Raw genomic sequence first — 25,114 nt, 5'->3', positions numbered from 1 at the left:
AAAAACAATTCCCTGGGGAAATGCCGCTATTGCGGCAACTATCCCCGGTTTGGCAACATGCTGCCGCAATTGAAAAAAGCTCCCCCGGGGCCAAGCCCAAGCCAAGCCCAACCCAGGTCCAACCCAAGCCCCAGCACCCCAAACCCCGCCAACCGGCCCAGCTATTACACTGGCTAACCATGACTAACGCGAATCCCACCGCGCACCGCTACACCGCTGATCTGGCGAACACCATTGAGCAGAAGTGGCAGCAGTACTGGCGCGACAACGGCACGTTCAACGCTCCGAACCCCACGGGTGATTTGGCGCCACAGGCCTCCGATGGCGAGACGGCGCAGCTGCCGAAGGAGAAGCTGAACGTCCAGGACATGTTCCCGTACCCTTCTGGTGCGGGTCTGCACGTGGGGCACCCGCTGGGCTATATTGCAACGGATGTGTACGCCCGCTACAACCGCATGCTGGGCAAGAACGTCCTGCACACGCTGGGGTATGACGCGTTTGGTCTGCCGGCGGAGCAGTACGCAATCCAGACGGGTACGCACCCGCGCACCACTACTGAGGCCAACATTGCCAACATGGAGCGCCAGCTGGGTCAGTTGGGTTTGGGGCACGATAAGCGTCGTGCGGTGGCCACCACGGATCCGGAGTTTTACAAGTGGACGCAGTGGATTTTCCTGCAGATTTATAACGCCTGGTTTGATGAGGACCTGCAGAAGGCCCGCCCGATCGAGGACCTGGTCAAGGACCTTCTTTCGGGCGCGCGTACTACGAAGGATGGTCGTGACTTCAAGGACCTGACCACGGAGGAAAAGCACAAGGCGATCGATGAGTTCCGCCTGGTCTACCTTGCGGATTCCATGGTCAACTGGTGCCCGGGCCTGGGCACGGTGCTGGCCAACGAGGAGGTCACGGCGGACGGTAAGTCTGAGCGCGGCAACTTCCCTGTCTACCGCAAACGCCTGAAGCAGTGGATGATGCGCATTACGGATTACTCGGATCGTCTGTTGGATGATCTGGAGTTGCTGGATTGGCCGGAGAAGGTCAAAGCCATGCAGCGCAACTGGATCGGCCGTTCCCGCGGTGCGGAGGTGACGTTTGACTCCCCTGCTGGGCCGATTGAGGTGTTCACCACCCGCCCGGACACGCTGTTCGGCGCAACGTACGTGGTGCTTGCCCCGGAGCATGAGCTGGTAGAACAGCTGACCACAGACGCGTACGCCTACGGCATCGACGCTCGCTGGACCAACGGCAAGTCCACCCCGGCCGAAGCGATCAGCGCGTACCTGGACGCCATCGCCGCAAAGAGCGACCTTGAGCGTCAGGAGAACAAGGAAAAGACCGGCGTGTTTACCGGCTCGTACGCCACGAACCCGGTCAATGGTGAACAGGTGCCGATCTTCATCGCGGACTACGTGCTCACCGGCTACGGCACGGGCGCAATTATGGCGGTGCCGGCGCACGATGAGCGCGACTATGAGTTCGCCACCGTCTTCGGCCTGCCGATTATCCCGGTGCTGGACGCCGACGTTACCGAGGAAGCGTTTGTGGGCGACGCCCCGCACATCAACTCCGCCAACCAGGACGGCCTTGATCTCAACGGCCTGGGCAAGCAGGAGGGCGTTGACCAGGCGATTGCGTGGCTCGTCGATAAGCAAAAAGGCTCCGAGAAAATCCAGTACAAGCTGCGCGACTGGCTGTTTGCCCGCCAGCGCTACTGGGGCGAGCCCTTCCCGATTGTGTATGACGAAAACGGCCAGGCCCACGGCATTCCGGAGGACCAGCTGCCGGTAGAGCTGCCGGAGGTTGAGGACTACAAGCCGGTGTCCTTCGACCCGGACGACAAGGATTCGGAGCCTTCTCCCCCGCTGGCCAAGGCCACGGACTGGGTGAACGTGACCATGGATTTGGGCCATGGTGAGCAGCAGTACCGTCGTGACACGAACGTGATGCCGCAGTGGGCCGGTTCCTCCTGGTACCAGCTGCGATACATCGATCCGACGAACTCGGATGAGTTTGTCAACATTGAAAATGAGGAGTACTGGACCGGCCCGCGCGGCGAGAATGACCCGGGTGGCGTGGACCTGTACGTGGGCGGCGTCGAGCACGCCGTGCTGCACTTGCTCTACGCACGTTTCTGGCACAAGGTGCTCTATGACCTGGGCTTTGTTACCTCCAAGGAGCCGTACCGCCGCCTGTTCAACCAGGGCTACATCCAGGCCTACGCGTTTACGGATTCCCGCGGCATCTACGTCCCGGCCGCCGAGGTTGAGGAAAAAGACGGCAAGTTCTACTACGACGGCGAGGAAGTCAACCGCGAGTACGGCAAGATGGGCAAGTCCCTGAAGAACGCCGTGGCACCGGATGACGTGGTGCGTGATTACGGTGCGGACACCCTGCGCGTCTACGAGATGTCGATGGGCCCGCTGGACACGTCTCGCCCGTGGGCGACGAAGGACGTTGTGGGTGCGCACCGCTTCCTGCAGCGCCTGTGGCGCCTGGTGGTGGATGAGGAAACCGGCAACGTCACCGTCACCGACAGCCCCCTGACCGGCGACGATGAGAAGCAACTGCACCGCACCATCGCTGGCGTGCGCGACGATTATGAGCACCTGCGCGACAACACTGTTGCCGCCAAGCTCATCGAGTACGTCAACTACCTGACCAAGGCCTACCCGATTGGCGCCCCACGCGCGGCCGTCACTCCTCTGGTGCAGATGGTCAGCCCGCTCGCGCCGCACATCGCTGAGGAATTGTGGGCACAGCTCGGCCACACAGGCACCATCACCTTTGAGCCATTCCCGACCTTTGATGAGCAGTTGCTTGTCGACGACACCGTGGAACTGCCCATCCAAATCAACGGGAAAGTCAAAGCGAGAATTGATGTTCCTACCGACGCATCCCAAGACGAGATCACCACAATTGCCCTTGCAGACCCGAAGGTTGTGGAACTGACCAACGGCAAGACCGTGGTGAAGACCATTGTGGTGCCGGGCCGCATGGTCAACCTTGTAGTGAAGTAAACAGCCACGAACGAAGGCCACGAACGAAGGAGAATTTTTGACTGTCCCCGACGACTTTGCCCGATTCGAAGTAAACTCCGCCGCTGATCTTGCGGGTGCTAACGCGCAGCGTTTCCATGGCACCCAGCTTGTAGACGGCTACTTTGGCGACACCGATACCCCACACCCGATCAACGACCCCGCGGCGAATGGCTACGGCCACACCAAAGGCACGGGCAAGTTGCGTGTGGGCCAGGCGATTGCCTGGACATTTGGTGTGTACAAGACCAACCCGAAGTTTTGGCTGGTCATCGGCCTGGTCATGGCGGTGTTGGGCGTTGCGGACCAGATCCCGGCGCTTGCGGTGCCTGGCCTGCTGTTTACCATTGCGCTTGTGCTGTTGGACCCGGTGTTTGCCAGCGCGGCGCTGCAGCAGACGTTAACGGCGCAGGTGGACAAGCCGAACTCCCCCGCCTACGGCAAGGCGTTGGGCGTGTCTGTGGTCAACCGCATGCTGGTGGGCCTTGTTGGTATCATCCTGGCCGGCATTGCGTTTGTGGTCACGCTGGCTGTGACGGGTTTTGACCCGAACGCCTTTGGTGATGCGACCAACATGAGCCAAGAGCAAATCCAAGAGCAAATGATGAACATGGCTATCGCCGCGGCGCCCGGCGTGGTCGTTGGCGCCTTGGTGTTCGCACTGGTGGCGCCGTTTGCGGTGTACCCGGTGTTCTACGCCGCAGATAACGCGGGCAGCTTCGGCTTCTGCCTAGGCGAAGGCATGAAGGCCGCCAAGCGCAACTACGGCACTACCCTGCTGCTCTTGCTGTTTAGCCTGGTTGTTGGCGTGATTGCTGCGATCCCGGCCGCGGCGGTGGACGTGGTGGGCTTCAACGTGTGGGCAGGCGCTGGCCTGACCTTCCTGCTCACCGTGGTGCTTGCCCCGCTGGTCTACCTGGCACAGGCGCACGCCTACCGGCAGATCTCCGGCGGGCCCGTCCCGCACGAGGCCACCTCCTAGCGCGTGGCTGCCAAACGCTTCAGCGGTGGGCACCGGGTTTCTCCGGTGCTCGCCGTTTTCGTTTTCGCGGTAATCTTCGTGCTCACCCTGGGCAAGGCCTACTTTTCAGTACCCGGCCTGTGGGAGGCCCAAGCGCACGAGGTGCGCCAGCTGCGGTTGATTCCCTTTGAAACGTTCATCCACCCGCGGGTGTGGTGGGGCCCGTGGTTCAACCTGTTTGGCAACATCGCCCTGTTTGTACCCGTGGGCTGGGTGTTTTTCCGCGACAGCGTGCGCCGCGCCACGCTCTGCGGCCTACTGCTCAGCTTGGGCATCGAAACCGCGCAGTACATCCTGGCGGTGGGCTTTTCGGATCTTGACGACGTCTGGTGCAACACCCTCGGCACCTACCTCGGCGCCCGCGCCGCCGCTGCCTGGTATGCGCGCCCGCGTTAGAAGCGCGCTAGATCCCGTGCTTGTAGTAGTCCAGCATGCGGCCAAACATGCGGCGAGCCTCCGGGGTGATTGCCATGTGCTTGCTGCTGTCATCCAAGGCCGCGAAGCTAATCAGCAGGCTCACAACATCCGAGAAGTTCTCGGGCATGCGGCCTAGCTTGTTTTCAATGCCGTACTCGGTGCCAAGGTTGAACATATTGCCCAGGGTGGTCAAGCTTTCACGCCACAGCGTTTCACCAAAGGCGTGTTCAAAGCCGCGCGCCCACTCCGGGATAAACACGCCGGTCATGTCGATGGAGTTGAGCAGGTCAAAGCCAAGATCTGTAACTTCCAGCGTTTTTTTACTGGTCACCCCGATAAAGCCGGCGCCTTCCAACAGCTTGCGCACTTCGTGGACTCCCGGGATGGATGTCTCGGTTGGGCGGGAGTACCAGGACGTGATATTGAGCACGTCACTGATCTCCTGGACCACAGCGGTAGGCAACTGGCCCTTTTTCGCGGTGAGCTTTACCGGGTCGAGGAAGATCTCCATCAGGTCGCGCACGACGTCATCCATCGTGGCCTCCTCGAATGCGCCGGGGAAGTCAGCCATCAGATCCGGGGACATCTCGTCCAGAAAATCAACCTCGGGCTCACCAAGGTGGGAATCAAAAAAGTCCGCCACCGCGGCAAGCAGGGTAGGGTTGCGGTCCGCCTCCGGGTCCGTCTGGATGATCTCGCGCAGGTCTGGGCGCGAGTCCAAAAAGTTCTCAAACTCCTCCGCCAGATCTGCCTGGTGGAACGGCGCCTTGGCAAACTCCTCGCCGTAGAACAGTTCTTCTGCCGCCAGGCTGATACGCGTTGCCACGGCAACCTGGTCAGCCACCGTCAGCCGCTGCAGGATCCGCTCCGGGCTCATCACCGGCAGGTAGCTCAGCAGCAGGGGAGTGATCTCCATATTCGGTGCCAGACCTGCAGCGATACGGCGCGCCTCAATTCGGAACTTGGTCATCATCGCCGGACCATGCGCGGCCTCAACAATGTCGGGGCCCGCCGCGTCCACCAACGCCGGCGTCGGCGAATCCAACTGAGTTGGGCCGAGCAACTCAACGGCGATGTTCCAGTTCGCCGCCGGGTCATAGATATAGGTCATCGGGGTAATATCCCCAACGGTAAGACTCGTCTCGCTCAGCTCCCCAGGACCAGGATGCGCCGTGTATAGCTTGCGGAAACCACCCTCACCCTGGGTGTACAGGTGCGTCGCCGCACCGGAGAACCCAAACGCCGCATCAATCACAGCGCTGAGGTGACCCAAGTGCATCGCCGAATCCACGTTCACGCAACGCGAAATCTCCGGGTCCGCCCCCTCCAAGGACAACAAGACAGTGACGTTCATACTTTTCTAAAACACCTTTCCCCCGAAGATGACCGCTTGGGCCACTTCATTCCCCAAATTCTTCACGCCCCATGTGGCCGTACCAACGTCAGTGTAGCCAACAACACCGCGCGGAACACGCGTATTTTGCAAAGCCAACCCGTCACTCACCGCGAGCAGGCCGTATTCAAAGTCCGGCTCCAGCGTCATCGCCACCTCCGCACCTGGTGCAAGGCGGATTTCCGCGGCAACCAGTGGGGAAGGGGGAACAACGGGGGAGGTCTGCCCAAACATGGAGCCGACAAACACGCGGGCCTCGCCAACCAGCTCCGTGGTCACGCTGCGCAGGGTAAAGACGTCTGGCTGGTAAATCTCCACAGTGCTCTCACCAGCGCCAGCGCCCGCACCATCAGCATCCACAACCGCATCCAGTTGCACGCCGTAGGCGGAAGCCCCAACGTCCACCAACACTTTGTCCCCGGAGGTCACCACGGCGCCCTGGCCAGCAGAGACTGCTTCGGAGAGGTGGTGGCGGTCGGTGAGGGTCAACGTGGCGTCGATAGGCAAAAGCACCGAAAAACGCCCCGGCTTTGGCGCCAGGCGACCCGTAGCTGCGAAATCCCATGCCCCGATGAGGCTTCCCTGAGTGTGCACCATGTGCTGTATGGTACCTGCGTGCACCAACTTTCAGCAGGACTCATGCTTACGCTGGCGATCTTCTCGTCCGCCGGCCCGCTGTCTATTGACATGTACCTGCCCGGCCTGCCGCAACTACAGCAGGAACTGGGCACTACCCCCGGCGCGGTCCAGCTGACCATCTCCGCCTTCATGATTGGCATGGCGGTGGGCAACCTGCTGTTCGGCGCAATTTCAGACGGCACCGGACGCAAGCGCCCCCTGATCATTGCCAGTGTCATTTTCTTCCTCACGTCGGTGGCCTGTGCGCTCGCGCCGACCATTGCAACGCTGATCGCGGCGCGCTTCCTCCAGGGCCTGGCAGGCGGGTGTGTGATTGTGGTGTCGCGCGCCGTGGTGCCGGATATAGTGCACGGCGTGGCGGCGGCCCGCGCGTTTTCCGCCCTGCAGGCGCTCTCCGGCTTTATGCCGGCGTTTGCACCCGCGATCGGTGGGCTGCTGATTCCTACGGTGGGGTGGCGCGGCGTGTTCTGGGTGCTGGCGGGTGTGAACCTGTTGCAGCTGGTTGTGGCACTACGTATACCGGAAACCCTGCCTGTGGAGAAGCGCTCTCCGGGTGCGCTCAGCGGCCTGGCCTCGCGCATTTGGCGCTGCCTGCAGCACCCGGTGTTTGTCGGCTACATGCTGGCCGGATCGCTCGGCTTCGGCGCGCTCTTCGCCTACATCTCCGGCTCACCCCTGGTCCTGCAGGTGCAGCTGGGTCAATCACCCACCGCCTACGCGTTCACCTTCGGTGCGATCGCGCTGCTGTTTCCCATCTCCAACGCCTTCAACATGCGCGTGGTTCGCTCAGTTGCCCCCAGGAAGTTGCTGGTCTGCGCCTTGCTTATCGACGCCTGCGTGACCCTCATCCTCATCATCCTCTCCCTGACCGGCCCAACTTTGGTCCCCGTGGTGGCCTGTCTTGCCATTTTGGCCATGATGTCCGGGTTCATCTCCGCAAACGCGGCGGCGCTTGCGGTGGAGGAGATCCGCGCGATCGGCGCGGGTGCCGGCAGCGGCGCGATGGGCTTTGCGCAGTTTTTGATCGCGGGCGTGGTCCCAGCACTGGTCGGCCTGGGCTCCAACCATGCGCTGACCATGTCGGTGGTGTCTCTGGTGTGCGCGGGCGCGGCGTTTGCGGGTATGCAGGTGCTCACCCGCGCTAAATAACTAGCGCTGGTCAGCGCTAGATAATCCTGCGGTCCTGGGCCTGCTGCACCGCCGCGGTGCGGTTATCCACCCCGAGCTTTTCGTAGATGTGGATCAGGTGCGTCTTCACCGTGGCCAGCGAGATGAACAGGGTATCCGCGATCTGCCTGTTGGACGCCCCCGTTTTCAGCGCCTGGAGGATCTCAATCTCGCGCGCGGACAACGCCTCGTTCGGGTTCATCACGCGATCCGCCAGCACGCCCGCCGCCTGGGGTGAGAGCACGCGTTCGCGCCGGGCGGCTTTGAGCACGGCGTCGTGGAGGTCCTCCTCGGGAGCGTCTTTCAGCAGGTAGCCCAAGGCACCGGCCTCCATGGCGGCCACCACGTCAGACTGCGTGTCATACGTAGTCAGGATCAGCACCGGGGGACCGCCCGCCTTGGTCAACCGCCTGGTCAGGTCGATGCCGCTTGAGCCCGGCATCTGGATGTCCGTGACCACCACGTCCACATCGTCCGGGACATCGGCGTCGCCGTTGTCAGCCTCGGCGACCACCTCAACGTCACCAAAAGAATTCAGTACGGCGCGTAAGCCGGCGCGGACGACCGGATGGTCGTCTATAAGCATGATCCTGATCATTGTTCCTCCACTGGGACGCTGGCGGCGAGCACGGAGCCGTCGATAGTCAACGTGCCACCGACCTCAGCCAAACGAGCACGCAGGCCCTTGATGCCAAAGCCTTCCTCGCCGATGATGCCATCACCGTTGTCATACACGTCCACCGTAGCCACACGGCCAGAGCCGTCCCCAGAGACATCTACAGTGATCACCGCCAGATCCGCGTGCGAGTGGCGCTCAATGTTGCTCACACCCTCGCGCACCACGCGCTCAATCACACTGGCCGCCGGCTCTGGCACGTCCGTATCCGCGTTGACCTGCACGCGAAGGGTACGGCCCAGCGCGCGCTGGCGCTCCTCGGCGCTTGCGGCAAGCTCATGAAGGCGCGTGGGCAGGGGAGCTGCCGGGGGAGCGTTGACCGCAACAAACCGCCGCGCCGCCGCCAGGTTTTCCGAGGCAGTCGCCCGAATCGTATCCAAGGTGGCGCGTGCCTCCTCGTTATCACCCAGCTGCTTATCCAACGCCCGGCCGAGCAACACGATAGAGCTCAAGCCCTGCGCCATCGTGTCGTGCACCTCGCGCGAAAGCCGCGCCCGCTCCTCGGCCACACCCGCGGCATGTTCAAGCGCCTTATACATTTCCGTTTCCTGGCGAAGCGCCTGGTAGGCGTACACAATGAACACCGCCAGCAACGTGCCAATGGTTGGGCCGATAAAGCCCGCCCAACCCGCGTCCGGCACCGTGCGCGCAAGCGTTGCCGCAAGCAGCATCGCCGCCACGCCCAAGCCAAACCCAGTGGGCAAAAGCAGCGGCGCCAAAATCACCAGCGGAAACTCCAACCACACAAACGCACTCGTGCGCACCCCAAGCGCCGCCCACAACGCAACGATCAGCGCCAGCCACGCGTACGCCGCCGCTTGAGACACCTCACGGCCCTGGTGCTTCCACACCGTGCCCGCCAAATACACCAGGGAAAACGCCGCCACCAGCACCAACGTCACCGGGCTCAGTGCGCCTGCTTGGCCCGCGCTTAACAGGCCAACGCCAAGCAACACAGCCGTGAGCACATGCAGGCTCACGCTCAACAGGACCAAAATGTGGTTGGTGGTCTTCACAACGCACCAACCTATCAACCGAACGGTTGAGGCAGATTTCAACCGCCCGCCCGATGTGGAAATCCCCAGGTCACACGCACAATAGGGGCCATGTTCCTAGCTTTAAGAGAAATCACAAACGCCCGCGGGCGTTTCGGGCTGATCGCCGGCACCGTCGCGCTGATCACCCTCCTGGTGGTCATGCTCACCGGACTCACCGCGGGCCTTGGCAAACAAAACACCTCCGCGCTTGAGGCGCTCAACCCGCAATCCGTGGTGTTCCAAGACAACGAGGACCCATCATTTACCACCTCCCGCGTCGACGCCGAAGCAGGCGCAACGCCGCTCGGCACCGCACAGACGCTGCTCACGCGCGCCGATGGCACCGAAGACGCCGTAGCCATCCTCGCCCTGCCCAAAGGCACCACGCTTCCCGGCGGCGAAACCCTCGGCGACGGCGCCATCGCGTCGACCTCCCTCGACCTCGCCGCGGGTGAGGTTGTGCGGGTGGGTGGGCAGCAGGTGGGCGTCGATAAGCTAACTAGCCCCCTGGAATTTGCCCACTCACCCGTACTGTGGGTGCCAACCGAAATCTGGCAAACCGCCATGCACACCGACGCCGACGGTACCGTGCTCCTCGCCGCCGACGACAGCGGGCTGAGCCTGCGCGAATCCTTCGCCGGGCTGCCCGCCTACGGCTCCGAACAAGGCTCCCTGCTCATGATCCAAGGGTTCCTCTACGCCATCGCCGCACTGGTCATCGTCGCGTTCCTCACCGTGTGGACCATGCAGCGCACCCGCGACCTAGCCATCCTCAAAGCCATCGGCGGCTCCAACGCCTACCTGCGTAAAGACGCCCTCGGCCAGTCCGCAATCCTCCTCGGCTTCGGCGTCATCCTAGGCACCGGCATCGCACTCGCGCTTGGCGCACTCGCCTCCGGCACCGTCCCATTCACCCTGACCACCCTGACCACCGTCGGCCCACCACTTGGCATCTTCGCCCTCGGCATGGTCGGCGCCCTGATAGCCACCCGCTCCATCACCAACGTCCAACCCCAGCTTGCACTCGGAGGTATCGCCTAAATGCTCACCATGGAAAACGTCACCGTCACCTTCAAAGACGGCCAAGACACCATCACCGCCCTAGACAACGCCACCTTCACCGCCCGCGACGGCGAAATCACCTTCATCGTCGGCGAATCCGGCTCCGGCAAATCCACCCTGCTCTCCGCCGCCGCCGGCCTGATCACCCCCGACAGCGGCAGCATTCTTATCGACGCCACCCCCGTCACCAACCACACCCGCCTCACAAGGATCGGCATGATCTTCCAACAGGCGAACCTCATCGGGGCGCTCAACGTACGCGACCAGCTGCTGATCACCGACCACATGCGCGGCATCAAACCACGCAAAGACCGCGCCGACGAACTCCTCACCAAAGTCGGTTTGGACGGGCTCGGCGACCGCAAAATGCAGCAACTCTCCGGCGGCCAGCGCCAACGCGTCGGCATCGCACGCGCGTTGATGGGGGAGCCCTCGCTCATTCTTGCCGACGAACCAACCGCCGCCCTCGACTCCACCCGCACCGAAGAAATCGTGTCTCTCCTCCGATCGCTGGTAGCCGATACCGGCGTGGCCTGCGGCTTTGTCACCCACAACCGGTCCATGATCACCCCGGATGACGCCGTGTACGAAGTCCGCGACGGCCACGTCCAGCGCCTCAGCGCCCGCGAATCCGTGCTGGTTTAGCGCAGGCGCGGGCGCGAGAACCCGACCAACGTCACCAGCGCCGCCGCGCCGAGTATGAGCGTGATCAACAACGTGCCGCTGAGGTACCCGGCATCCACACTGGCCGCACCGAGCGCGGAACCGGCGGCGATACCCACCTGGAACGTGACCACGTAAATAGAACTAGCCATGTCCTGGTTGCCCTTGCCGGCGTGCATGAAGATCGTGGTCGCTGCCGTCGGCAATGTGCCTGAAGACATGCCCAGCAACGCAACCGCCACAAACATCAGCACGCCGCTTTGTTGCTGGAGGGCGAGAAGGCCGGTGAACGCGGACGTCATTAAGAAAAGTGCATCAAAGCCGTTAAGCCGGATCATGCGGGCATCCACCCGGCGGCCCGCAACCACCACAAAGATAATGCCCACCACGCCATAGAGCGCCAAGCCCGGCGCGACCCACCGCTCACCAGCCGTATCCTGCAACAACAACGCCAGATACGTAAACGTGGCAAACAGCGCCGTGACCGAAAACGTCAGATAAAACACCAACGACGGCAACGCGGACCTCGTCTTCTGCACATTCGCGGTCTTGACCGGGGGCTTCGCTGGCATGCTCGGCAGCGTCTTGAGCAGCAGCAGAAACGCCACAATCGCGCCAACACCAAGCAACCACGTGGCGTTGCGCCACCCAATCGCGTGGCCAACCGCGGTGGTCAGGGGAGCGCCCAGCACCGTCGACATCGTCGAGCCAAACGACACCGCCGCCACCGCCTTACCCATCTGACCCGCCGGCGCCAACCTCGCCGCCATCGGGTTGACCAACGACCAAAACAACCCATGCGTAAACGCCGCCGTCACACGACCAACCACCAACATGGGATAACTCGTAGCGATCGCCTGCAACACAATGCCCGTGAGCAAAAACGCCAGCGTGGCAATAAACAACGGCCTACGGTTCATCCGCCGCGTGTAATGCATCAACGGGATAGTCACCACGGCAACCAAACCCGCGTACACCGTCATAAGCAGGCCGATCTGGCCCTCCGTCACGCCCAGGTCAACCGCCATTGGGGAGATCAACCCAATCGCAAACATCTCATACGTGACGTACACAAACGCCGCGAAGCTCATCGCCATCAGCGGCACGATCTGCATCTGGGACTTTGGTGCTTGTTTTGGTGTGGGTTTTGGTATGGGTTTTGGTGTGGGATTTTGCACGCTTGCACCATACGCGCCTTCGCGTGATGCGGCCGAACTGCGTCACTGAACTGCGGGGGCCTGCGTGCCGACGCCAGCCTGTTCCCGCGCCGCCCCGCCCTGGCCCGCCCTGGCCGCGTTTCGGCCGTGCACCGGGTTGCTCTGGCCGTGCTCCGGCTCGCTCCGGACCTCTCCGGACCTAAACCCCGAACGGAAGAGTACGGATAGACCGTGTTTTGGGTATCTATCCGTAGTGTTGTGTACGGGGTTTATCCGAACAGGCGTGCTTCGGCCGTGCTCCGGGTTGGTTCTGAGCGTAAACCCCGTTTACAGGACCCCGTTTTCGTGCCGTTTTAGGGGTCTAAACGGGGTGGGGTAGACGGGTTTTGGCTTGGAGGGCGCGCATGGGTTGCCCCGAGGCCTTTTGCCGAGCACGCGGTACCCCGTTCTGACCCGCCCTGGCCGTGCACCGGGTTGCTCTGGCCGTGCTCCGGCTCGCTCCGGACCTAAACCCCGAACGGAAGAGTACGGATAGACCGTGTTTTGGGTATCTATCCGTAGTGTTGTGTTCGGGGTTTATCCGAACAGGCGTGCTTCGACCGTGCTCCGGGTTGGTTCTGAGCGTAAACCCCGTTTACAGGACCCCGTTTTCGAGCTGTTTTAGGGGTCTAAACGGGGTGGGGTAGACGGGTTTTAGGTTGGAGGGCGTGCATGGGTTGCCCTGAGGCCTTTTGCCGAGCACGCGGTACCCCGTTCTGACCCGCCCTGGCCGTGCACCGGGTTGCTCTGGCCGTGCACCGGGTTGCTCTGGCCGTGCTCCGGCTCGCTCCGGACCTCTCCGGACCTAAACCCCGAACGGAAGAGTACGGATAGACCGTGTTTTGGGTATCTATCCGTAGTGTTGTGTACGGGGTTTATCCGATGGCGCGCACACGAGGCCAAGTTGGACGCGCTCGCAGGCGCGCGCTCGCAAGCATGCGCAGGCACACGCACACGCACACGCAAACGCACACGCAAACATGCAACAAGCGACGTCAGGGCGGGGGAGCGGCGGCGAGTCGGCTACGATCACGCCTTGTGCCAGACGCAACACCAAACCCGGGCCCAAACACCGGCTCAAACCCACCGCCACACGCAGGGACAAACGCCCAGGCGCACCAAGCGCGACACGCCCAAGCGCACGAGGCGCACAACGCCCAAGCGCACAAAGCGCACGAGGCGCACAACGCCCGCGAAGCGCGACGCGCGATGCCGCCCCTGCTGCCGCCGACCATTCCGTATACGCCGCCGGATTGGACGTCCCGGAATGGGGAGACGTATGGGAATATTGGGCAGTTTGATCGTCGTCACGCAGGCGTGCTCGTGTTTGTGATTGTGTTGTGTGGGGTGCTGGTTGTGGCGGCGCGGAGGCTGCCGCGCAACAAGCGCAAGGCGGCGCGCAAGGTCGCCGGGGCGGTCCTGGGTATCTGCGTTACCGCGTACTACCTGTGGGTTTTGCACCCGGATCGCATTGTGTGGGATGAGACGGCGCCGTTCCATGTCACTGACGCCCTGCGGGTGGTCACACCGATCGCTCTGCTTACCGACGCCCCCCTGCCCCAAGCCCTCTCCTTCTACTGGGGATTCCTGCTCAATCCAATGGCGCTGCTCACGCCGGACATGGCATACGTGCAGCGCTACCCGGGGCTGCAGGAGTTTGCGTACTGGTTTTTCCACACGGCGGCGCTGGTGGTGCCAACCGTATTAACGTTCGCGTTTGGCTACCGGCCGTCCTGGAAAGACTGGCGCATCGTTACCGCCATCACGTTCGCGTGGGCGGGGTTTGCGCAGGTGATGAACAAGATCACGGGCGGCAACTACATGTTTGTGGCGCGCCACCCGCGCGGCTGGAGCCTGCTGAACCTGTTCGGCCCGTGGCCGTATTATCTGCTGGTGGTCGCGCCGGGCATCCCGTTGGTGTGGGCGGGGATGACCTGGCTGGCCAACCGCAAAAGCCGCCAAAGCCGCAAAAGCTAGCGGCTGCTGACCTTGCCGGTCGCCCCCGCGACGGGCGCCACAAACCGCGGCTTTGCCAGGAACCACGCCAGGGCAATCACAACGACTGCGCCGAGGAACACCCACACGCCGGTCCAGTCGGTGGCGTAGGCGGAGGGGTCGACGCTGCCGCGGCCGGCGAACATGCCGGCCATGTTGCGTCGGAACCCGGTGGCCAGCACCAGGCCCACATGCACCACGATGAACACCAGGAAGTAAATCATCACGGGGAAGTGGATCTTGCGCGCCAGCGGCGCCGTCAAAACCTTGCCCGCACGCGTCCACTTTTCGGACCAGAAGCTGCTCATACGCAGGCCCGACAGGATGGCCAACGGCGACGCGATGAACACGGTGGCAAAGTACGCCAGCTCCTGCAGCGCGTTGTAGTGGACCCAGCCGTTTTCCAGCGGCCAGTCCAGCGACAGGTATTGCAGCCCGGCGGACACCGCGTTCGGGAACACGTCCCAGCTTGTGGGCACAATCCGCACCCAATGCCCGGTGGCGAACAGCAGGATGTAGAACACCAGCCCGTTGATCACCCACAGCACGTCGAGCGCTTGGTGTAGCCACAGCGTGAGGCTGATTTTCTTGCTCGGCGCCCACCTCGGCGCCCAGTATCCTTCGGGTTTGCGTTCGTTGCGCACCTGCAGCCCGGTGCGCACGATCAGCACCATCAGGAACATGTTGAAGAAGTGCGCCCAGCTCAGCCAGGCCGGGAAGCCGACGGGTGCGTCGTCTGGAAGCGGCTGAGTGCCAGGATGCTTATCGACGAACCCCTGCCCCCACCCCGTACCCAACACCATTCGAGCAACGACAACGGCCACCACGCCAAGCACAACAGCGCCAACCAGCCACCACAGCCACCCAAGCTTCTTGGGCGCAGCTGGTGCAGCTGCGGCTGCCGACTTGGGAGCGGCGGCTGGTGCAGCTGCGGCTGCCGGGGTTGCTGCAGCTGGCGCTGGCTGCGTCTCCGCAACTGGCTCTGCAGCCGGTTCCGCAGCGGGCTTTGCAACCGGTTCCGCAGCGGCTTCCAGTGCCGGTTCCGCGACTGGTGTTGCGGCGTATTCGCGGACTGGGACCTGGGCGGTGTCGACATCCGGCCACGCGGGACCACCGGCAACGCGCGGAAGCCCGCGGCGCAGCGCCACGGCCTCAGTCGCGACAGCCGGTTCCGCGGCAGTTTCGGCCAGCGCGGCAGCGGGCGCAAGAGCGTTTTCGCGGTACGTGCGCACGGGGACCTGGGCGGAATCAGCCTCTGGCCACGCGGGACCACCGGCGACACGCGGGAGTCCGCGGCGCAAGGCAACGTTCATCGTGGCCACGCCAGCTGAAACGCCAGCAGCACCAACGTCACCAACACCAGCAACCGAAGCGCCAGCAACCGAAGCGCCAGCAACCGAAGCGCCAGCAACCGAAGCGCCAGCAACCGCAGGCTCGACGGCAGGCTCGGGGAGCGCCGGCCCGACGGCGTCGGCGGGTGGCCAGGGTTCGCCGCCCGCAACACGGGGCAGGCCGCGTCGTAAAGAAATGCTCACGGCTACGCCTTACGTTCGTTGATTGCGGCGATGAGCTGCGGCACAACCTCAAAGATGTCGCCGACGACGCCGAAATCCGCGACCTCAAAAATCGGCGAATCCGCATCCGTATTCACAGCCACAATCGTGTCCGCGGTCTGCATGCCCACCAGGTGCTGGATCGCGCCGGAAACGCCAAGCGCGATGTAAAGCTGCGGCGACACCAGCACACCGGTCTGGCCAACCTGGTGATCGTTGGAGATGTACCCGTTGTCCACGGCCACACGCGTCGCACCAACCGCGGCACCCAGCGCATCCGCCAGCCCGCCGACGAGCTCCTCGAACTGCTCGGCCGAACCCGTCGCCGCACCACCGGTGACCACGCGGTCCGCGGTGCGCAGCGGCGGTCGCGCCGACTCGTCGGTCACCGCGGTGCGCGACACCACCGTCGCCGCACGCCTGCCGGTCAGCTCAACCTCCAGCGTCTCCACCTCGGCTGCCTGGGGCTTTGCTTGCTTTTCGACGCCCCCCTGACGCACCGTCACCACCGGCGCACTATGCGTCGCCGCGCCAACGGTGAGGTAGTTGCCGCCGAAGACGGAGTGGTCGGTGATCACGCCTTGGTCGTCGCGGCGGATAGACGTGACGTCTGAAAGCAGGGCGCGCTTCTCACGCACTGCCACGCGCGCGGCGGCGTCGCGGCCCTCCACGTTGTTGGCAAAGAGGATCGCTGCTGGGTTGGTGGCGGTGATGGCGGCTACGGTGGCGTCGGCAAGCGGGATGCTCAACACGTCCTCCGGCAGGCTCGCGACCAGCACCTTCGCCGCGCCAAGCTCCCCCAGCTGGCCGGCGATCTCCTCACTGGCGGTCAGCGCGACCGGCGTGCCGATCCCACTTGCCGCGCCAAGAAGCTCCGCAGCTGTCTCAAGGGAGTCAATAACAACAAGAACTGGCTGTGTCATAGCGTCTGTCATGGTGCGTCTCCTTTAGATGAACTTCTTCTCGGCCAGGAAGTCGGCGATTTGGGTGGCGGCGGTGCCGTCGTCATGAATCAGCGTGCCCGCCTCACGCGGCGGACGCTGGCTCGCCTCAACAACAATCGCGCGCGCCGGGGCGAAATCATTCGCGTCAATCCCCAGATCCGCCAACGTCAGCGTGTCCAGTTCCTTTTTCTTCGCGGCCATCAGGCCCTTGAAGTTGGGGAAGCGCGCGTCCGGAAACGCGTCCGTCACCGAAATCACGGCGGGCAGCTCGGCGGAAAGTTCCATCGTGGCGCCGTCGCTCGCGCGCGTCGCGGTGACCGTGGAGCCGGCGACCTCCACCTTTGTCAGGTTGGTCAGCGCCGGCCAATCCAGCAGCTCCGCCACCATGGTCGGGATCACGCCGCCCGCACCGTCACTGGACACGTTTCCGGCTACCACAAGGTCATATTCTTCACGACGCACCAACGCCGCCAACACCTCCGCCGTCAGCGTAAAGTCCGCGCCGATCAGGGAGTCGTCGCTAACAATGTGGGCGTTTTCGGCGCCCATCGCGATGCCTTTCCTAATGCTCGCGTCTGCCGACGCCGGCGCCACCGACAACAACTCCACCTCACCACCGGTGGCCTCAGCGATAGTCAGCGCGGCCTCCACGGCGCGCTCCACCGCCTCGTCCGCAACGTTGTCACCAGTGCGAACAGCCAAACCCGTCTCTAAATTCAGTTCGCGTTCGCCGTACGTGTCCGGCACCTCTTTAAATAGCACTGCGATGCGCATCGCTTCTGTTACTCCTGGCTTCGGTGTTGTTAGGTGTTGCTCTAGCTTATGCTCCCCTAACCGTAGTGCTTCACCGCCACCTGCAGGAAGTCAGTGCGGGTAGGAGTGGCGCTGGTGCGCTGGGCAGGGTGCGGATAGGTGCTTCCGCCGAGCCTCTGCAAAAAAGTGAATAGATGCTCGGTCACAGCCTTAAGTTTCTAAAACCCGACCCTCTGACCGAGCATCTACTCACAAAAAGTGCGAGCCTTGGCGAAAGCACCTATCCCCAGAACGGCGGTCGGGCTGGGTGTGTCGGGCAGGGTGTGTCGGGCTGGGTGTTGGGCTAGGTGAGGCAGGCGGTGGCGTCGCGCACGAACGTTGCGATGCGGCTCGCCGGGGCCGTCGCGTTCCCATATGGCGTGCGAGCGGCAAGACTTGCGGCAACCGCGTGGACAACCACGGACTGTGCGGCGACCTCGTCGGCGGGAATGTCGAGCGGGGCCTCGGCTGCGGCGAGCGCAAGGCGCGCGCCCATCAGGCCGCTGAGCACGTCGCCGGAGCCAGGCGTGGCCGCCCAGGAGTGGCCGGCGTCAACCGCGTACGCGTAGTCCCAGCCTGTGGTGCCAGTCGCAGGGCCGGTGGAGGGGCCGGCGGCGGTGTGGTCCGCGATGATCGTGACGCGGCCTTTGCGCACGACCGTGCAGCGCAGCGCTTTCGCCAGCGCGAGGGTTTCCTCAAGGCGCGAGGCACCCGCGCCGGCGGCACTAGCGGCAGTGCCAGGGCCGGCCGAAGCACCGGCCGCGCCGGCGAAGACCGCGTCGTGGAGGCGGGCGAACTCGCCATCATGCGGCGTGAGCACCGTCGGGGCGGAGCGTGAAACAAGGAGATCGCGCAGGGTGGGGGAGGAGGCGAGGAGGGTGGTGCCGGTGGCGTCGATAAGCAAAGGCTCCGGGCGGGCGAGCAGCCAGCGCAGGTCGGCTTCGGAGGTGCTGCCGGGGCCGAAGACCCAGGCCTGGACGCGGCCGCAGTCTTCGAGGCGCTCGACGGCGACGACCTCCGGCATCGCGCGCACGACCTCGGCCGCTTGCGTGCCCACGTAGCGGACCATGCCTGGGGTGGCGTTGACGGCGCCGAGGCAACTCAACACCGCCGCGCCCGGGAACTCCGCGCTGCCTGCGACAATGCCGACAACGCCGCCGGTGTACTTGTCCGAAGACGGGCCGGGCGTGATGGGGGCGACGTCGAAGGGTTCCAACACAGCGAACTCGTCAGGGAACGCTTCCGGCAAGGGCTCACCTGACACGGCGCGGGAGGCGAACAACATCATGGTGTCGCCGAGCTCGCCGTCGTCGGACATCGCCTCAAGCTCCAGTGCAAGACTGTGCTGGCCAAGGTGAATGTCGGCAAGCAGTTGGGTGCCGCAGGCGTGGTGGAGGACGTGGGCGCGCCGCCAACCGCCGAAGGTAATGGTGGCATCCGCGGTGATGTGCAGCTCACCCGCCAAGCCGGTGTCCGCCTCCACGCCGGACGGCAGGTCTACGGCAAGCGTGGGTAGTTCAGCGACGTCTTCCACAAGTGGGCGCAGGGACTCGTCGAGGCCGGGGCGGGCGGAGAGGCCGGTTATTGCGTCGATAAGCAGGCTGTACTCCCACGGCCTGTCCAGCGCAGAGATGACCCGGCCGCCGGCGGCAACAAACGCATCGAGGGCCGGCTGGTGCGCGCGACCGGCGGTGAGCAGCGCATCAACCGGGTGGCCGCCGGCGGCAAGCGTCGCGCCGGCATAGAGCCCATCGCCGCCATTGCCGCCGGGACCTGCGAGGATGACCACGGGCTCGCGCGGCGCGAGCATCACCGACGCCGCCTCCGCCACCGCATCAGCTGCCGCCCGCATCATCGCCTCCGGGTCCTCAGTGTGGGCGCGCAGCCGCCGCTCCGCCTCAAGGATTTGCGCAACTGTCCAGGTGAAGTGCTCCATGCGGTGTAAGCGTAGTTGGCGCGGTAGGATTGCGCGCATGCCGTACACAGTGGGTTTTGACCGCGAGAAGTACATCCAGCTGCAGTCGGAGCACATTAGTGCTCGTCGTGAAGAAATCGGCGGCAAGCTCTACCTGGAGATGGGCGGCAAGCTCTTCGATGACCATCATGCGTCGCGCGTGCTGCCTGGGTTTACCCCGGATAACAAGATCGCCATGCTGGACCGCATCAAAGATGAGGTGGAGATTGTCGTCTGCTTCAACGCGGGCGATGTTGTGCGTCAAAAGGTCCGCGCCGACCTCGGCATCACCTATGAGGACGAGGTGCTTCGGCTTATCGACGTTTTCCGGAACCGCGGCTTCCTCGCCGAAAATGTCGTGGTGACGCAGCTGGAGGGCCACAACCAGCATGTGGAGGCGTTCATTTCGCGCCTGGAGCGCCTGGGGTTGAAGGTGTCGCGCCATTTCACTATTAGCGGGTATCCGAACGACACCGCCGTAGTGGTCAGTGATCAAGGCTTTGGCCGCAACGAGTACGTGGAGACGTCGCGGGATCTGATTGTGATGACCGCGCCGGGTCCGGGCTCCGGCAAGCTGGCCACGTGTTTGAGCCAGGTGTACCACGAGCACAAGCGCGGCATTAACGCTGGTTACGCCAAGTTTGAGACGTTCCCGATCTGGAACCTGCCGCTGTCCCACCCGGTGAACCTGGCCTATGAGGCGGCTACGGCGGACCTGGATGACATCAACGTGATTGACCAGTACCACCTGGACGCGTACGGCAAGCAGGCCACCAGCTACAACCGTGACATTGAGGTCTTCCCGCTGTTGCGCACCCTGCTGAAGGAGGCGACGGGGACGGAGCCCTACAAGTCCCCGACTGACATGGGCGTGAACATGGCTGGGCTGTGCATGAGTGACGACGCCGCGTGCCGCCACGCCTCTGAGCAGGAGATCATTCGGCGTTACTACCATGCGCTTGTTGCTGAACGACGCAACGATGAAGACTCCACCGTCTCCGACCGCGTACTCAACGTGATGCGCAAGGCGAACGTGACCACGGCGGATCGTGTGGTGGTGGGCCCGGCGCTTGAGATTGCTGAGGCGACCGGCAGCCCGGGTGCGGCGCTGGAGCTGCCGAGCGGTGAGATTGTCACCGGCAAAACCTCGGACCTGCTGGGGCCCTCGGCTGCGGTGCTGCTCAACGCGCTGAAGTCTTTGGCGGGGATTCCGGATGACGTCCACCTGCTTGCGCCTGAGGCAATCGAGCCGATCCAGTCGTTGAAGACGCGCCACTTGGGCTCCGTCAACCCGCGCCTGCACACCGATGAGGTGCTGATCGCGCTGTCTGTGTCCGCGTCCACCGACCCGCAGGCGGCTGTGGCGTTGGAGCACCTGAAGTACCTGCAGGGTTGCGACGCCCACACCACCACCATCCTCGGCTCCGTCGACGAAGGGATCTTCCGCTCCCTCGGGGTGCTGGTGACCTCGGAGCCGCAGTACTGGAAGAAGGCGCTTTACCACAAGCGTTAGGTACCTGCGTTAGGTACGGGCCTATACCTCTGGCCTAGACTTTCGGGCATGACCGGAAAGATCCTGCTGTACTACAAGTTCCAGCCGATTGCAGACCCTGAGGCGGTACGCCTCTGGCAGCGTGACCTGTGCGAAGGCCTCGGGCTGACCGGCAGGATCCTCATTTCCAAACACGGCATCAACGGCACCGTCGGCGGCGACATTGACGCGTGCAAGGCCTACGCCCGCAAAACCAAGGAATACTTCCGCGGCATTGAGTTCAAATGGTCCGAAGGCTCCGCCGCGGACTTTCCCAAACTCAGCGTGAAGGCTCGCGAGGAGATCGTGGCCTTCGGCGCGCCCGATGAGCTGCAGGTGGATGACAAGGGTGTGATCGGCGGCGGCACGCACCTGACCCCTGAGCAGGTCAATGAGCTGGTGGCGAACAACCCGGACGTGGTGTTCTTTGACGGCCGCAACGCCCGCGAAGCCGAGATTGGCAAGTTCAAAAACGCGGTCGTGCCCGATGTGGAAACCACCCATGACTTCATCCGTGAGCTGGAAAGCGGCAAGTATGACTGGATGAAGGACAAACCCGTCATCGCCTACTGCACCGGCGGCATCCGCTGCGAAGTGTTAACGCCCCTGATGAAAAACCGCGGGTTTGAAGAGGTCTACCAAATCGACGGCGGCATCGTCCGCTACGGCGAAAAGTACGGCAACCAGGGCCTTTGGGAAGGCTCGCTGTACGTCTTTGACAAGCGCATGCACACCGAGTTCGGCGCGCCGGGCGACCCGAATTTTGTCCAGCTCGGCCACTGCGTGCACTGCGGCGAAGCCACCAATGACTTCTACAACTGCGCCAACGAGCCCGAGTGCCGCCACCAGTACCTCTCATGCGCGGCGTGCCGTGAGGGCAATCCGGTGTGTGGGGAGTGCGTGGGGGCGTCAGTGTCCGGGGAATGAATTCAGAAATAATTCAGTACCTTGGGAGAAATCCTGAATTCTTTCCATTAGGGGTGTTCAGCGACCTGGGGAAACTGAATTCTTTGTCCGATTTTGGGAAACAAATTCAGGATTCGGGGTGCCGCTCTGAATTCTTTCCGCTTTCCCTTAGTGCTGTTAGGACCACGGGTTTAGTAACGCCGTGGTGAGTAACCGGTATCGCCCGGGTGAGTTTCGAGTAACACTCGGGCGTGGACCAGGGTCAGCTACTGGGTGTTGGTCTCTAGGCGCATGTTCGGTCCTTCCAACGTGATGATCTCAGCGCCAACGACAAGTCGGTTGAGGATCGACTCAGCGATGACAGCATCGGGGATGGATTTTTACCACTCATCGAGTGTGAACTGAGAAGTCACAATCGTTGATCCCCGGTGTTCGCGCTCAGCAAGAATGTTGAGCAGCTGGTGTGCTGTTGCAGCTTCGATCGGCGTTGTTAGAAAGTCATCAAGCACCAGTACATCTGCTCAAACAGCTCAAGTAAAAGCTAGAGATAGCACAAATCATTTGCTTAATCACTGTTTTGAATAGACCTCTTCTCATGAAGAAAAAGAAGAACAAAAAGAAGAACTGCACTAGCTATACCTAGCAACGCAGCGTAAAAGAGGTCTTCTGGACTAAAATACGCTAACCAGATTAATAGAAAAGGAACGGCAATCATGAGGATTGAAGCCCTTTCTGCCTTGGACGATGCTTTGAAAGGAATCCTGGACACGATCATAAACGAGACCAGCAGAAGAACAGGGATGAGTGCAAACCATAATTCTCCCAAAGTTACGAAGTAGAGAAATACTCCAAAAAGCAGTGAGACCGTTGCTGTTTGCCAAACTTTCATAGTGGCTTCCTTACCTCCATGACATCTGCAATGCTTAAATCACCACCAAGGACTCTTAACGCCTTGCACCCCCGCAAACGCGCTCTTTGGCACCATTACAACCAAACATAGCGATAAGCCCGACGACACCAGCGCAAGCAATACCTCCAATACCGGTAATTCCTAGAAGCGCACAGGCGATCGCCCCCCCGGTGCTACCACCGACAGCACACAAGGAATCGACAGAGCGAATGCAAGCATCATAAGCAGTGCCATATTGAAGACTAGGCTGCTCGTACTGGGTACGGGTAATATTTCCGGACTGATCAACTGCACCTTCCCAAAGTGTCTCACCTTCGGCAACCACCTTAGCGTCCATTTCCCCTGTAACATCATTCGGAGAAAAATAGTACTGCTGAGTCTCTTCCACGGTTCCTGTTGTGAGGTTGATAGAACGGATGTCGAGAGTTACATTCTCTTCACCCTCTTTAACAGCGCTGTAAGCGATAAAGACATCATTACTACGCTTTTCTACAATGTAGTTTTCGGGGTCAACCAAAAGAGGGTCTTCACTATTCAAATTAAAAAAGCCGGTAGAAGAGCGAGAAGATGAGAGTCCAGGTTCCGAAGTTCCTGGGAATGCGATTCGGAGCACCTCCTGCTTTTCGACGTCATCAGCAAGATGCTGCCTAACGTCATCAGGAAGATCAATGGATTGGGTATTGATAAGTTCCTCGGCGTTTGCAGATGGTATTTCTACGAAAAACAGCGCACAAATGACCGCGACAAATGATGCAAAGAGTTTCTGCAGGGAAATCGACTTCTGACCTTGTAGCAACATTTCTCCTTATATTGAAGTTGTGTGAGTCACTATTCGCAAAACTGAAGCGTCCTGGGTTTGGTTCCGCTTCTTTTATGGCCCGGTGTTGATGGGCTCGGTGAAATAATACTCGATTTCTACTTCCTGCGGGGTGGCATAGTCCAAGGCTTCGTGAAGGCGCTTGGTGTTCCACCAATGCACCCATCGCAAGGTGGCAAGCTCGACTTCGCCGACCGACGTCCACGGGCCGTGCGCATGGATAAGTTCAGCTTTGTAGAGACCGTTGACCGTCTCCGCCAGCGCGTTGTCATAGGAATCGCCAACGGTGCCAACACTCGGCCGGATTCCGGCTTCAGCTAAAGCGGCGGAGTATTTCAACGACACGTACTGACTTCCTCGATCACTGTTGTTGTACCAGCTGATCGCCATGGATTCGACCAGCAGTTGTTAAAGCATGTTCCAAAGCCTCCATCGGCAGCGCATCGGTACGCATCGTAGAGCGTGTGGCAACACCGACTATTTTGCGGCTGTAGACGTCAGTGACAAACGCTGTGTATGCAAACCCTGACAGGGTGCGAACGTAGGTAATGTCGGCCACCCAAAGCCGTCCAGGTGCTGTTGCACGAAAGTTTCGCTCGACCAAGTCCGGGCGATGATCCGGTGTCTTCGCACTGATCGTAGTTATCGGGATTCGTCCACGTCGTCGACCAGAAACACCTGCAAGCTTCATCAAACGTGCAGTCTTATCTCGGCCGATATGAAAGCCTTCACGGTTCATCGCGTGCCACATCTTGCGGATGCCATAGACCGAGAAGTTTTCCGCATGCACGCGTTGAATCTCTGGGATAAGCAGACTATCGCTTAACGCTCTCGCACTCGGGACACGAGTAGTGGCTTTACGGTAGCCGCGAGAAGTGATGAATCCACGATCTGCCTGTTTCAAAACACGGCAGATGGCCTCGACCCCAAACTGATCTTTGTGCGCGTCGATGTAGGCGATCATTTGGTCGTGGGTCGGTCGAGTTCCGCTGCGAAAAAAGCCGAAGCAGTCTTAAGAATCCCGTTTGCTCGTTTTAGCTCACGGTTTTCGCGGCGCAGACGCTTGAGTTCTTCTTCCATGGTCTCGCCGCCTGAAGCGTCAGAATCATCGCGTACTGAAGCACTGTCACGGTACCAAGCCCGCAACGTGTGGTGAGATACTCCAAGGAGCTCGCCGACCTCGGTGTAGGCACGTTGCAGTGAGCAAGACTCCAAACGAATCATCTCAACGACTTGATGAACCGCCTTCTGCCTGAATTCGACGGAATACTTTCTGGGCATAGTGCCAATCCTTCCTTAGCAGAGGTAGGAACTAAACCCAGGACGCTTCAAAACAAACTAAATCTGCAGTGTAACGAACACACCTGCACCCAACCAGGATCTTCTCATCCCCTCCCGAACAA

At 61.9% G+C, this 25,114-nt stretch carries 21 protein-coding genes and 1 pseudogene; 9 read left to right on the top strand and 13 right to left on the bottom strand.

What is annotated here, in order from left to right:
• The first annotated feature begins 179 nt into the window (after window positions 1-179).
• From leuS to I6I71_RS02575, 3 genes are read left to right on the top strand one after another with little or no spacing between them, the layout of a single operon-like run.
• Window positions 180-3,020 (top strand): leucine--tRNA ligase, encoded by a 2,841-nt coding sequence (leuS, locus tag I6I71_RS02585; protein WP_201822047.1) that lies wholly within the window; start codon window positions 180-182, stop codon window positions 3,018-3,020.
• 37 nt (window positions 3,021-3,057) lie between these two features.
• Entirely contained in the window at window positions 3,058-4,020 is a 963-nt protein-coding gene (locus I6I71_RS02580) for a hypothetical protein (protein ID WP_201822040.1), read from the top strand.
• A 3-nt stretch (window positions 4,021-4,023) separates the two neighbouring features.
• On the top strand, window positions 4,024-4,455 hold the full coding sequence (locus I6I71_RS02575) for a VanZ family protein (RefSeq protein ID WP_083278918.1): 432 nt from the start codon (window positions 4,024-4,026) through the stop codon (window positions 4,453-4,455).
• 7 nt (window positions 4,456-4,462) lie between these two features.
• Here I6I71_RS02575 and I6I71_RS02570 read toward each other — a convergent pair whose 3' ends face one another.
• Window positions 4,463-5,830 carry an IS1096 element passenger TnpR family protein gene (locus I6I71_RS02570; protein ID WP_201822038.1) on the bottom strand — a complete coding sequence of 456 codons (1,368 nt, stop codon included), beginning with the start codon at window positions 5,828-5,830 and terminating at the stop codon, window positions 4,463-4,465.
• A gap of 6 nt (window positions 5,831-5,836) precedes the next feature.
• Complete coding sequence (locus tag I6I71_RS02565; protein WP_201822036.1) at window positions 5,837-6,466, bottom strand: pirin family protein; 630 nt, start codon at window positions 6,464-6,466, stop codon at window positions 5,837-5,839.
• An 18-nt stretch (window positions 6,467-6,484) separates the two neighbouring features.
• On the opposite strand from I6I71_RS02565, the gene I6I71_RS02560 reads away from it, so the two are divergent.
• The gene (locus I6I71_RS02560; protein ID WP_236587366.1) at window positions 6,485-7,657 is read left to right on the top strand and encodes a multidrug effflux MFS transporter; all 1,173 of its coding nucleotides are present in this window, start codon (window positions 6,485-6,487) and stop codon (window positions 7,655-7,657) included.
• Between the two features lie 16 nt (window positions 7,658-7,673).
• Here I6I71_RS02560 and I6I71_RS02555 read toward each other — a convergent pair whose 3' ends face one another.
• Entirely contained in the window at window positions 7,674-8,273 is a 600-nt protein-coding gene (locus I6I71_RS02555; RefSeq protein WP_201822034.1) for a response regulator, read from the bottom strand.
• Window positions 8,270-9,367: a sensor histidine kinase gene (locus tag I6I71_RS02550; RefSeq protein ID WP_201822031.1), complete on the bottom strand. Its 1,098-nt coding sequence runs from the start codon at window positions 9,365-9,367 to the stop codon at window positions 8,270-8,272. The genes I6I71_RS02555 and I6I71_RS02550 overlap by 4 nt, the downstream gene beginning before the upstream one ends.
• Before the next feature lie 90 nt (window positions 9,368-9,457).
• Between I6I71_RS02550 and I6I71_RS02545 the strand changes: the two genes are divergently transcribed.
• Together I6I71_RS02545 and I6I71_RS02540 are read left to right on the top strand one after the other, a co-directional pair.
• Window positions 9,458-10,429 carry an ABC transporter permease gene (locus I6I71_RS02545; protein WP_201822030.1) on the top strand — a complete coding sequence of 324 codons (972 nt, stop codon included), beginning with the start codon at window positions 9,458-9,460 and terminating at the stop codon, window positions 10,427-10,429.
• Complete coding sequence (locus I6I71_RS02540; protein WP_201822028.1) at window positions 10,430-11,095, top strand: ABC transporter ATP-binding protein; 666 nt, start codon at window positions 10,430-10,432, stop codon at window positions 11,093-11,095. It begins immediately after the preceding gene.
• Here the strand turns inward: I6I71_RS02540 and I6I71_RS02535 are convergent.
• On the bottom strand, window positions 11,092-12,228 hold the full coding sequence (locus I6I71_RS02535; RefSeq protein WP_236587365.1) for an MFS transporter: 1,137 nt from the start codon (window positions 12,226-12,228) through the stop codon (window positions 11,092-11,094). The genes I6I71_RS02540 and I6I71_RS02535 overlap by 4 nt on opposite strands.
• A 1,119-nt stretch (window positions 12,229-13,347) precedes the next feature.
• On the opposite strand from I6I71_RS02535, the gene I6I71_RS02530 reads away from it, so the two are divergent.
• Complete coding sequence (locus I6I71_RS02530; RefSeq protein ID WP_236587364.1) at window positions 13,348-14,286, top strand: YwaF family protein; 939 nt, start codon at window positions 13,348-13,350, stop codon at window positions 14,284-14,286.
• Here the strand turns inward: I6I71_RS02530 and I6I71_RS02525 are convergent.
• From I6I71_RS02525 to I6I71_RS02510, 4 genes are all read right to left on the bottom strand, one after another.
• Window positions 14,283-15,839 (bottom strand): cytochrome b/b6 domain-containing protein, encoded by a 1,557-nt coding sequence (locus tag I6I71_RS02525; RefSeq protein ID WP_236587363.1) that lies wholly within the window; start codon window positions 15,837-15,839, stop codon window positions 14,283-14,285. The two genes, I6I71_RS02530 and I6I71_RS02525, sit on opposite strands and share 4 nt — an antisense overlap.
• A gap of 2 nt (window positions 15,840-15,841) precedes the next feature.
• Window positions 15,842-16,792, bottom strand: coding sequence for an electron transfer flavoprotein subunit alpha/FixB family protein (locus tag I6I71_RS02520; RefSeq protein ID WP_201822026.1), 951 nt, complete (start codon window positions 16,790-16,792; stop codon window positions 15,842-15,844).
• 12 nt (window positions 16,793-16,804) lie between these two features.
• The gene (locus I6I71_RS02515; RefSeq protein ID WP_201822024.1) at window positions 16,805-17,575 is read right to left on the bottom strand and encodes an electron transfer flavoprotein subunit beta/FixA family protein; all 771 of its coding nucleotides are present in this window, start codon (window positions 17,573-17,575) and stop codon (window positions 16,805-16,807) included.
• 322 nt (window positions 17,576-17,897) lie between these two features.
• On the bottom strand, window positions 17,898-19,529 hold the full coding sequence (locus tag I6I71_RS02510; RefSeq protein ID WP_201822022.1) for a bifunctional ADP-dependent NAD(P)H-hydrate dehydratase/NAD(P)H-hydrate epimerase: 1,632 nt from the start codon (window positions 19,527-19,529) through the stop codon (window positions 17,898-17,900).
• Window positions 19,530-19,566: 37 nt separating this feature from the next.
• Here I6I71_RS02510 and I6I71_RS02505 point away from each other — a divergent pair, with 37 nt between their 5' ends.
• Both I6I71_RS02505 and trhO read left to right on the top strand, forming a co-directional pair.
• On the top strand, window positions 19,567-21,060 hold the full coding sequence (locus I6I71_RS02505; RefSeq protein ID WP_201822020.1) for a DUF1846 domain-containing protein: 1,494 nt from the start codon (window positions 19,567-19,569) through the stop codon (window positions 21,058-21,060).
• 48 nt (window positions 21,061-21,108) lie between these two features.
• Entirely contained in the window at window positions 21,109-22,005 is an 897-nt protein-coding gene (gene trhO, locus I6I71_RS02500; protein ID WP_201822019.1) for an oxygen-dependent tRNA uridine(34) hydroxylase TrhO, read from the top strand.
• A gap of 359 nt (window positions 22,006-22,364) precedes the next feature.
• Here the strand turns inward: trhO and I6I71_RS12010 are convergent, their stop codons facing one another.
• The 4 genes and pseudogenes from I6I71_RS12010 to I6I71_RS02480 all read right to left on the bottom strand — a co-directional run bounded on the left by I6I71_RS12010 (window position 22,365) and on the right by I6I71_RS02480 (window position 24,992).
• A complete protein-coding gene (locus I6I71_RS12010) occupies window positions 22,365-22,493 on the bottom strand; it encodes an ATP-binding protein (RefSeq protein WP_236587362.1) in 129 nt (42 codons plus the stop codon).
• Between the two features lie 56 nt (window positions 22,494-22,549).
• Entirely contained in the window at window positions 22,550-22,873 is a 324-nt protein-coding gene (locus I6I71_RS02490; protein ID WP_201822018.1) for a hypothetical protein, read from the bottom strand.
• 55 nt (window positions 22,874-22,928) lie between these two features.
• Window positions 22,929-23,693, bottom strand: a complete 765-nt coding sequence (locus tag I6I71_RS02485; protein WP_201822017.1) for a halocin C8-like domain-containing protein — start codon at window positions 23,691-23,693, stop codon at window positions 22,929-22,931.
• Window positions 23,694-23,765: 72 nt separating this feature from the next.
• A pseudogene (locus tag I6I71_RS02480) lies at window positions 23,766-24,992 on the bottom strand (IS3 family transposase).
• Window positions 24,993-25,114: the final 122 nt, after the last annotated feature.

Origin of the sequence: Corynebacterium riegelii, from assembly GCF_016728505.1 — a bacterium.
GTDB lineage: Bacteria > Actinomycetota > Actinomycetes > Mycobacteriales > Mycobacteriaceae > Corynebacterium > Corynebacterium riegelii.
This window is presented reverse-complemented; position numbering and strand designations above follow the sequence as displayed.